Consider the following 9,828-nt stretch of genomic DNA (forward strand, 5'->3'; position numbering starts at 1 on the left):
AAGGGAGGGCGGGGGCCGACGACGCCGCCTACTTGCCCCAGAGCTTCTTGTACGCCTCGCGATAACCCTTCGGGTCCCAGGAGGAGCCGCCGTCGCTGTTGGCCGCGGTCGTGATGTGCACCGGCGCGACATAGCCGCTGGCGGGCTTGCCGGCGAAGGCGCGGTTGAACTCGTCGACCATCTGCCAGCCCTGCTCGGACAGCGGCTCGGGCACGGTGGCCGCCTGGAACTGCTTGCTGTTGATGCGCTGGAAGGCCGAGGGGTCGCCGTCACCGGCGCCGATGCTGAAGGGGGCACCGTCGCCCTGCTTGCCGCCCGCCCGCAGCGCGGGCGCCGCGTCGGCGAAGTACAGGTCGTTGATGGCCACCGAGTGCGTCCACTTGGTACCGAAGCGGGAGAGCAGCGCGGACACCTCCTGCGGGGTGCGGCTGCTGGCGTCGGCGATCGGGATGTTGGAGGTGGACAGCACCTTGATGTCGGAGCAGGTGGCGAGTTCCTTCTCGATCAGGTCCGACTTGCCCTTGGCGAACGGGATGGAGGCGTCGGTGAAGACCACCACGCCGGCCCGGCCGTTGGACTGGCTGATGATCCAGTCGGCGCTGATCTTCGCGACGTCCTCGACCTTGGTCGTGATGTTGCTGAAGAGCTTCGGGTCCTCGCTGGGTCCGGGTGTGCCCACGGCGTGCCAGCCGATGAGCGGGATGCCGGCGGCGTTGGCCTGGGCGACCTGCGTGGCGGTCGACTTGGGGTCGAAGCCGGACAGGACGATGCCGTCGGGCTTCACGGCGACGGCCTGGCTGACGGCGGCCTGGATACCGGCCGGAGTGCCCTGACCGTCGATGATCCTCACCTGCCAGCCGATGGCCTTGGCGGCCTCCTTGACGCCTTCGGCGGCGCCCGCGACACCGGGGTTCGTCATGCTCTGGGCGACGTAGACGATGGTCTTGCCGGCGACCGCCGCGGGGCCGGTGGCCGGTCCGCCCCAGGGGGCGTCGACGGCCTCGGCGCCACTGACCGCCTGCTTCGCCTTCGCCAGGACGGCCGGGCAGCCGGCCTTCGAGGACCCGCCGACGGCGCTGGAGCCGGCGCTGTCGGAGCCCCGGCTGCAGCCTGCGACGGAAGCGGTGAGCACGGCCAGGGTGGCCACAGCTCTGAGGGTTGCCTTGCGGGTGGGGTGGTAGGACACGGCGGTGCTCCTTGAGGGCGTATGACAAGCGGAGGGCGAGACGCGAGAACGAGGGAGCTGGGGAGTGAGAGGACGGGCGATGCGTCCGATACGCGGGGCAGTGCGGGGAGGGACGTGCGGGCCACGGCCGTCATGAGGCGCGGCCCTGCCGTCAGGCCTCGGTCAGGGGGTGCGCGGCGCGTCACCGTCGGGCGAGCCGGTGGCGGCGGGCGTCGGCTGCTCCGGCGCGGGTTCCGATGCGGGTTCCGTCCCGGGCGTGGCCGTGGCCAGTGAGTGGCGGGTGGCAGTGGCGCCGGCGCGCAGCCGACGGCGGGCGGAGTAGCCGGCCAGGCCGACCGCGAGGAGCAGGGTGCCGCCGTTGAACAGGGGGGTTGCCCAGAACTCGGCGCCGAGTTGGCCGATGCCCGCGAGTCCGATGGCGAGGATGGTGACAGCGACCACGGTTCCGGCGGCGTTGGCGCGGCCCGGCTTGATGGCCGTGGAGCCGAGCAGGGCACCGACGAAGGCGGGCAGCAGGTAGTCCATGCCGACGCTCGGGCTGCCGATCTGCTGCTGCGCGGCGAGCAGGACGCCCGCGAAGCCGACGACGAGTCCGGAGCCGGCGAAGGCGTAGATGCCGTACCGGCGGGTGGGGATGCCGACGAGGTCGGCGGCGCGGGCGTTGGAGCCGATGACGTACAGGTAGCGGCCGAGCGGCAGGCGCTCCAGCAGCAGCCACAGCAGCACGGCGAGCGCCAGGACGTAGAAGGCGGGGACGGGCAGCCCGAGGAACTTGGAGTTGTACAGGTCGGTGAAGGCCGGGGGCAGCCCCTGCGGGCCGGGCACGATCCGGGCGCCGTCGGTGATCCAGCCGGTGCAGGCGTACAGAAGGCTGCCGGTGCCGAGGGTGGCGATGAAGGAGTCGATCCTGGCGAACTCCACCAGCAGACCGTTGAGTACGCCGACGATGCCGCCGCCGATGATGACGACGAGACAGGCCGTCGGCCAGGGCCAGCCGTTGTTCACGATGAGCTGCATGGCCAGGACGTGGGCGAACCCGAGCCCGTAACCGACGGACAGGTCGAACTTGCCGGTGACGATGGGGATCATCGCGCCGAGCGCGAGGATCGCGGGGATCGACTGGTTGGACAGGATCGACGAGGCGTTCTCCATCGTCGGGAAGGTGTCCGGCAGGGCCAGCGCGAAGATGACGAACAGCAGGACGGTCAGGCCGAGCAGGCCGTAGGTACCGATCAGGTGGCCGCCGCGCAGCCGGGCGGTGATTCCGCCGCCGTCCGCGCCCTTGCCGGCGCCGCCGGGTGGCTGCCTGCGCGACCCGCGGAGTGTCACGTTGCCGGCGCCGTCCCTGGCGGACCCTTCCCCCTGTGCGCTCTGTGCGCTCTTGTCGCGGTCGGCCTGCCGACGGGCGGATTCGGTCTCGGTGGCCATCAGTTGTCCGCCGTTCCGGTCAGCGCCGGCATGGCCGACGCGGCGTGGGTGAGTTCGGTGACGGTGAGGGCTTCGCCGCTGAGTTCGGCGGTCACGGTGCCCCGTACGAAGACCAGGGCGCGGTGACACACGTCGGCGACTTCCTCGAAGTCGGTGGAGATGAGGAGGACCGCGAGTCCCTGGGCGAGCGCGTCGTCGAGCAGGCGGTAGATCTCCGCCTTGGCACCGACGTCGACTCCCGCGGTGGGCTCCTCAAGGATCACGACGCGTCTGCTCAGACGCAGCCAGCGGCCGATCATGACCTTCTGCTGGTTGCCGCCGGAGAGCGTCGCGATGGGTGCCTCGGAGTTGGCCGGCCGTACGCCGAACCTCTCGACCAGCGATGCCGCTTCGGCGCGCTCGCGTGACGGGCTGATCCAGCGCCACGGAGAACGGCTGTCGGCGCGCGGATTGGCCAGGAAGTTCTCCCGCACGGTGAGTTCGAGGGCGCAGCCCTCCTCCTGGCGGTTGCTGGTGACGAAGCCGATGCCCGCGTCGACGGCCGCGGTGGGCGAGCCCGGCCGGTAGGGATGGCCGTCGAGCAGTGCCGCACCGTCCTGGATCGGCCGGGAACCGGCGAGGGCACGGCCGAGGTCCATGTGGCCGGCGCCGGTGAGGCCGACCATGCCGAGGACCTCCCCGGCGCGCAGCTCCAGGTCGACGGGGCCCGCGCCCTCGGTGGTGACGCCGGTGAGACGCAACACGGTCGGGGCCTCGCCGGTGGGGGCCTTGGGGCCGGGTTCCGGGCGGTGGCTCTCCGGCCGGTGGCCGACGATGTCGCGCACGATGCGGTCGGGGCCGTGGTCGGCGAGGCGGCCCTCGCTGATGAGGTGGCCGTCACGGAGGACCGCGAAGCTGTCGGCGACCTGGTAGACCTCGTCGAGCCGGTGGCTGACGTAGACAATGCCGTGCCCGCGGTCGCGCAGGGTGTGCAGTACGTCGAAGAGCCGGGCACAGTCCGCGGCGGGCAGGCTCGCGGTGGGTTCGTCGAGGACGATGAGCCTGGCCCGGGTGGACAGGGCGCGTGCGATGGCGACCAGGGACCGCTCGGCGCGCGTCAGGTCGGCGACCGCCGCGTCCGGGTCGAGGTGACCGGCGACGATGTCCAGCGCCTCGGTGCTGCGTTCGCGAACCTGCCGCCAGGAGACGAGACCGGCGCGGCGCGGGTAGCCGGTGCCGAGAGCGATGTTCTCGGCGACCGTCATCCATTCGACCAGGCCGAGGTCCTGGTGGATGAAGGACATCTCCGCGGCGGCGGCATCGGTGCCGAGTGGTTGACCGGCGACGGTGACCTCGCCCTGGTCCGCCCGGTAGACACCGGCAAGGATCTTGATAAGGGTGGATTTTCCCGCACCATTGTGACCCAATAGGGCGAGAACGCTGCCCGGGTGGATGTCGAGGTCGACATCGGCGAGGGCGAGAGTGCCGCCGAACCGCTTGCGCAGCCCGCGGATGCTCACCAGGGGGCGGCCTGCAGCCCGGGGGGCCGCCGGCGGGCCGGGGGCCGGATCGGATGCTGTGTCAGCCGTGTCGGCTGTGTCATCGGGAGCGTCATTCACGGACTTCTCCGAGGGGATCTGCCAGCCGAGGGTCACTCCATCGGCTCGACCAGCATCCTGTACGCCTCCCAGTATTTTGGTCAATAGCTCCGCGAGCATTTATTGCCCCAAAGTTACGGCGGCCGTACGGAGAGATCTCCGTACGGCCGCCGTGGGACAGCATCGAGGGGGCCGCCGACCGGCCCCTGGCGTCAGCCGCCGGCCGGCGCCCCCTGCGGGAGCATGGGGTTCTCCAGCCCCGCCGCTATGCCCCGCAGGTCCTTCAGCAACGCCTCGCGGAACTCGTCGTCGAGCCGGGCCTTGAGCACGGTGACACTGATCGCGAACGGCGCCGAGTCCGTCCGGAAGCCGTTGACCGGCACGGAAAGGCAGAGGATGCCCGCCGTCGCCTCCTCGTCGTCGATCGCGTAGCCCCGCTCCCGGGTCTCGGCCAGGTCCGCCATCAGGGCCGGTACGGAAGTGATGGACCGTTCGCTGAGCGCGGGCAGGGTGCGGCCGCGCAGCCGGTCCTCGGCCACCGCCGGGTCCAGGGTGGACAGGATGGCCTTGCCGGTGGCCGTGCAGTTCGCGGGGAAGCGGTCACCGATGTTGGCGGTCAGCCGCAAGGGCTGCGTACCGTCGTAACGCCCCAGGTAGAGGACGTCCAGGCCGTCGAGTACGGCAACGCGGGCGGTCTCCCGCGAGATGTGGGCGCTGCGCCGGCACAGCTCGTAGAAGTCGCGCAGCTGATCGACGGTCGACAGGTAGCGGCCGCCGAGCTCGACGAGCTTGCGGCCCAGGCCGAAGCCCGAGCCGTTGCGCGCGATCATGCCGGCCGCCTCGAGTGAGGCACACAGATTGCCCGTCGAGGACTTCGGCAGGCCCAGGGCACGCGCGAGCTCACTCACCGACAGCGGGCGGCCCTCCGCCTCGCCGAGTGCGTCGAGGATCGCCACGGCCCGCGTCACGGCGGGGACGAGTCCTCCCGGGTCACTTGCGCTCACCAGTATCTCCACCCATCATTCTGTTCGTCGTACAGCATATTGGCTATTGTCTCTCGTGTGCCCCCGAACGACAATGCCGTCGGCGCACGCTTTGCCGTCGAGATTCTCCGCGTCCCTTCGGGACCACTCGACCGTAGCGCGCCCTCCGGGCCGGCCGACGACACCCTCCGAGCCTTGGAGCGTTGAGCAGCAGATGACCACAAACCCGCATGATCCATCCCCCAACGGCCCCCCGATGTCCCGCGAGGAGTTCGACACGCTCTTCGAGGAGCTGAGCACCTGGGGCCGCTGGGCCCCGGCCGAGGCCGACCGCGGCGCGTGGAACCGGGTCACCCCCGAGCACGCACGGCGCGCCGCCGCACTGGTGCGCACCGGCACCACGGTTCCCACGGCCCTGCCGTGGAACACGGCGCCCGGCCCCGACAACGGCAAGCCCGCGCTCCACTACATGTCCGACCTCGGCGACGTCGAAGCCCCCGAACCGTCCTGCCACAAGGACTTCATCGCCGTCGACTACCACGGCAAGGGCGTCAGCCATCTCGACGCGCTGTCCCACATCGCCTACCGGGGACAGCTCTACGACGGCCGCGTCGCACGCGACGTCGTCGACTCGGGCGGCGCCCGCTTCGGCTCCGTGTCCGCGCTCGGCCCGCTGGTCACCAAGGGAGTACTGATCGACATGCCCGCCGTCCTCGGCACCGACTGGCTGGAGCCCGGCCGCGCCGTGCACGCCGAGGAGGTCACCGCCGCGGAGAAGGCCCTGGGCGTGACCATCGGCGACGGCGACGCGGTGCTGCTGCGCTCCGGCCACTTCCGGCGCCGCGCCGAACTCGGCGCCTGGAACCCGGACAACGCCAGCGCCGGCTTCCACGTGGACGCCATGCCGCTGTTCGCCGAGCGCGGGATCGCCCTGCTCGGCGGAGACGGTGACAGCGACGTACGGCCCTCACCGGTCGAAGGGCTGCACTCCCCCGTGCACGCCCTCGCGATCACCGCCATGGGCGTACCGCTGCTGGACAACCTCGACCTCGAAGCGCTCTCCGCCGCCTGCGCGCAGGCCGGCCGCTACGAGTTCCTGTTCGTCGTGGCCCCGCTGAACGTCCCCGGCGGCACGGGTTCGCCCGTCAACCCGATCGCGGTGCTGTGATGGGCGCCGCATCAGGCAGTGAGTTCAGGGTCGGCGTCAGCCGGGACTTCCTGGACGCGGACGGACGCAACGTGTGGGGCGACATCCGGCTCGGCGAACTCGACGCCGCCGGGGTCGGCTGGCACTACCTGCCGCGCGACACCGGGGAACTCCTGGCGACCGACGTCGACGGCCTGGACGCCGTCCTGTTCGCCGGCCCCGCCGTCACGGCACGCACCTTCGAGGGCGCCGTCCGCTCCCCGCTCCTGTTCGCCCGCTTCGGCGTCGGCTACGACGCGGTCGACCTCGACGCGTGCACCCGCAACGGCGCCCTGGTGACGATCACCCCGGACGGCGCCCGGCGCCCGGTCGCCACCGCCGCCCTCACCCTGCTCCTGTCCGTGCTGCACAACGTGACCGCCAAGGACCGGCTGGTGCGGGAGGGGCGCTGGGCCGAGAAGGAACAGTGGATGGGCCTCGGTCTCACCGGCCGCCGCATCGGGCTGATCGGCCTGGGCAACACCGCCCGCGATCTGGTCGGGCTGGTGCGGCCGTTCGAGGTCGACATCGTGGCGTACGACCCGTACTGCCCGCCGGAGACGGCCGCCGCACTCGGCGTCGGGCTCGCGGACGTCGACACCGTGATGGCTCAGGCCGACGCCGTGATCGTGATGTGCGCGCTGACGGAGGAGACCCGCCATCTCGTCGACGCGCGGCGACTGGCCCTGATGAAGCCCACGGCGGTCCTCCTCAACGTCGCCCGCGGCCCCATCGTCGACGAGGCCGCGCTGATCGAGGCGCTGCGCGTACGGCGCATCAGGGGTGCCGGACTGGACGTGTTCGAGAGCGAACCGCCCGCCCCGGACAACCCGTTGCTGGGCATGGACCAGGTCGTGCTCAGCCCGCACGCCCTGGCGTGGACCGACGAGATGTCCGCCGGGAACGGCGGCAGCGCGGTCCGGGCCGTACTGGAGGTGGCTGCGGGCCGCGTCCCGCCCTTCGTCGTCAACCGGGATGTGGTCGACAGTCCTCAACTGATCGGCCGCCTCGCCGAGTTGACGAAGCGTCAGGAGCGTCAGGACACTCCGGCGGGAGCCGGCGCATGAGCGTCGCCGAGGCCGGCACCGTCGGCTTCCTCGGTCTCGGCGCCATGGGACTGCCCATGGCGGTGAACCTCGCCCGGGCCGGTGCCGACGTGCTCGTCTGGAACCGCGGCCGGACCCCGCTGGAGGCCGCCGTGGCCGCCGGCTGCCGCACCGCCGACAGCCCGGAGGAGGTGGCCGCCTCCGCTCCGGTCGTCCTCACGATGCTCCCCGACCTCCCCCAGGTGATCGAGGTGCTGGACGGCCCGGGCGGACTGCGTTCCGGTCGGCCCGTCATGGACACCCTGGTCGTGATGGGCACCGTCTCCCCCGTCGCGGTGCGCGCCCTGGCCGGGAGACTGCGCCCTGAGGGCATCACCGTCATCGACGCCCCCGTCAGCGGCGGGGTGACCGGCGCCCGCGACGCCACCCTGTCGATCATGGCCGGGGGCCCGGCGGAGGCGGTCGCCCGGATCCGCCCGTGTCTGGAGGCGATGGGTTCGACCGTGCGACGTCTGGGGGACACCGGCGCCGGTTCCCTCGCCAAGGCCTGCAACCAGCTCGTCGTCGCCGGAACCCTGGTCGCGCTCGCCGAGGCCGTACTGCTCGGCGAACGCGGCGGCCTCGAACCCGCCGCGCTGCTCGACGTACTGGCCGGTGGCCTCGCCTCCTCCGAGGTGCTCGCACAGAAACGGCACCACCTGGCCGAGGGCGACTTCACCCCGTCCGGCCCGGCCCGCTATCTCCACAAGGACCTCGGGTTCGTCCTGGACAGCGCCGCCGACGCACACGTCACGCTGCCGCTCTCCACGACCGTCGCCGAGCTGTACGCGACCGTCGAGGCCAAGGGCCTCGGCGACCTGGACAACAGCGTCGTCCTAGGCCTGCTGCGCGACGGCTCGCCCCCACTCCCTCCCTCCCCCCACTCCCCCACTCCCCCGATCACCACACGAAGGACTGAGGACACATGCAGGTAGGAATCGTCGGCCTCGGACGCATGGGTGGCAACATGGCCGCCCGCTGGCGGGACCGCGGCCACGAGGTACTCGGCTACAGCCGCACCTCCCCCGACCGCGACGCCGGCTCGCTGGAGGAACTCGTCGGCAAGCTCGCCGGACCCCGCGTGGTGTGGCTGATGCTCCCCTCGGGGGAACCGACCCGCCAGGCCCTGCGGCAGCTCGCGGAGCTGCTGTCCCCCGGCGACGTGATAGTCGAGGGCGGCAACTCCCGCTTCAGCGACGACACCGAGCACGCCCTGATGCTCGCCGGCCACGGAATCGGCTACGTCGACTGCGGGGTCAGCGGCGGCGTCTGGGGCCGCGAGAACGGCTACGCCGTGATGTGCGGCGGCGAGGACGAGCACGTGCAGCGCGTCTGGCCGCTGCTGGAGTCACTCGCCCCCGACGAGGACGGGCTGTGTCACGCGGGCCCGGTGGGCGCCGGCCACTACGCCAAGATGGTCCACAACGGCATCGAGTACGGCATGATGCAGGCGCTCGCCGAGGGCTACGAGCTGCTGGAGGCCGGCGAGTACGTACCGGACGTACCCAAGGTGCTCGCCTCCTGGCGGCACGGCACGGTCGTCCGCTCCTGGCTGCTCGATCTTCTCGTCCGCGCCCTGGAGGAGGACCCGGGCCTGGCCACCCTCTCCGGCCGCGTCGACGACTCGGGCGAGGGCCGTTGGACGGTCGAGGAGGCGGTACGTCTCTCCGTGTCCGCCCCCGCCATGACCGCGGCCCTCTTCGCCCGCTTCGCCTCCCGCAAGCCGGACGCGGCCCAGCTCAAGGCCCTCGCGGCGATGCGCCGGCAGTTCGGCGGCCACGCGGTGCACGGCGCCGACGCGGTCACCGCAGCCAGGGCGTGAACGGCGGGGGCGGCCGGAAGGCCGAGGCGCTGCCGGTCACCGGGGCTTTCTTCATGGAGAACCTGGACGGCGCGATCACCTCACCGGCCGCCCCCGACATGGCCGCCTCCTTCACGGTGAGGCCGACCGGCACCGGCGCCGCCACGACGGCCCGTCTCGTCACGCCCGCCGCTGCGGCGCCCACCGGGTCCTCGCCCGGGCGACCGATATGACCACCGTCGCCTCGGCGCTCCGCGCGGCGGCATCCGGACGGGCTGCCCGGGCCGGTCAAGATGCGCGCGGCGCAGAGCATCGGCCGGGCGACCACGGCCCCCGTCCCGTCGCGGCGACCGTGTTCATCCCGGCGAGCGACCGGGCCGCCGACCGCTACGGCGCTCACCGGATCCTCGCCCCGGCGACCGACGTGACCACCGTCGCCCAGGCACTCCGCGCGGCGGCGGGCGGGCTGCCCGGGCCGGTCAAGAAGCGCGCGGCGCAGAGCATCGGCCGGGCGACCACGGCCCCCGTCCCGTCGCGGCGACCGTGTTCATCCCGGCGAGCGACCGGGCCGCCGACCGCTAC

At 72.2% G+C, this 9,828-nt stretch carries 10 protein-coding genes; 6 read left to right on the top strand and 4 right to left on the bottom strand.

The features are described 5' to 3' along the window. Window positions 1–28: 28 nt before the first annotated feature. From ACH4TV_RS43360 to ACH4TV_RS43375, 4 genes are all read right to left on the bottom strand, one after another. Window positions 29–1,186, bottom strand: a complete 1,158-nt coding sequence (locus ACH4TV_RS43360; protein ID WP_398406924.1) for a substrate-binding domain-containing protein — start codon at window positions 1,184–1,186, stop codon at window positions 29–31. Window positions 1,187–1,348: 162 nt separating this feature from the next. Next, window positions 1,349–2,614: an ABC transporter permease gene (locus ACH4TV_RS43365; RefSeq protein WP_398406925.1), complete on the bottom strand. Its 1,266-nt coding sequence runs from the start codon at window positions 2,612–2,614 to the stop codon at window positions 1,349–1,351. Next, on the bottom strand, window positions 2,614–4,212 hold the full coding sequence (locus ACH4TV_RS43370) for a sugar ABC transporter ATP-binding protein (protein WP_398406926.1): 1,599 nt from the start codon (window positions 4,210–4,212) through the stop codon (window positions 2,614–2,616). Before ACH4TV_RS43370 ends, ACH4TV_RS43365 begins: the two co-directional genes overlap by 1 nt. 191 nt (window positions 4,213–4,403) lie before the next feature. Further along, the gene (locus ACH4TV_RS43375; RefSeq protein ID WP_398406928.1) at window positions 4,404–5,195 is read right to left on the bottom strand and encodes an IclR family transcriptional regulator; all 792 of its coding nucleotides are present in this window, start codon (window positions 5,193–5,195) and stop codon (window positions 4,404–4,406) included. A gap of 193 nt (window positions 5,196–5,388) precedes the next feature. Between ACH4TV_RS43375 and ACH4TV_RS43380 the strand changes: the two genes are divergently transcribed. The 6 genes from ACH4TV_RS43380 to ACH4TV_RS43405 all read left to right on the top strand — a co-directional run. Beyond that, entirely contained in the window at window positions 5,389–6,342 is a 954-nt protein-coding gene (locus ACH4TV_RS43380) for a cyclase family protein (protein WP_398406929.1), read from the top strand. After that, window positions 6,342–7,427, top strand: coding sequence for an NAD(P)-dependent oxidoreductase (locus ACH4TV_RS43385; protein ID WP_398406930.1), 1,086 nt, complete (start codon window positions 6,342–6,344; stop codon window positions 7,425–7,427). Before ACH4TV_RS43380 ends, ACH4TV_RS43385 begins: the two co-directional genes overlap by 1 nt. After that, a complete protein-coding gene (locus ACH4TV_RS43390; protein ID WP_398406931.1) occupies window positions 7,424–8,380 on the top strand; it encodes an NAD(P)-dependent oxidoreductase in 957 nt (318 codons plus the stop codon). Before ACH4TV_RS43385 ends, ACH4TV_RS43390 begins: the two co-directional genes overlap by 4 nt. Further along, a complete protein-coding gene (gene gnd, locus ACH4TV_RS43395; protein ID WP_330289834.1) occupies window positions 8,371–9,267 on the top strand; it encodes a phosphogluconate dehydrogenase (NAD(+)-dependent, decarboxylating) in 897 nt (298 codons plus the stop codon). The genes ACH4TV_RS43390 and gnd overlap by 10 nt, the downstream gene beginning before the upstream one ends. Further along, complete coding sequence (locus tag ACH4TV_RS43400; protein WP_398406932.1) at window positions 9,264–9,479, top strand: hypothetical protein; 216 nt, start codon at window positions 9,264–9,266, stop codon at window positions 9,477–9,479. Before gnd ends, ACH4TV_RS43400 begins: the two co-directional genes overlap by 4 nt. Further along, a partial coding sequence (locus ACH4TV_RS43405; RefSeq protein WP_398406933.1) for a hypothetical protein occupies window positions 9,476–9,828 on the top strand: 353 nt, incomplete at its 3' end. The genes ACH4TV_RS43400 and ACH4TV_RS43405, both read left to right, overlap by 4 nt.

It is taken from the genome of Streptomyces sp. NPDC020898, from assembly GCF_044333925.1.
Taxonomy (GTDB): domain Bacteria; phylum Actinomycetota; class Actinomycetes; order Streptomycetales; family Streptomycetaceae; genus Streptomyces.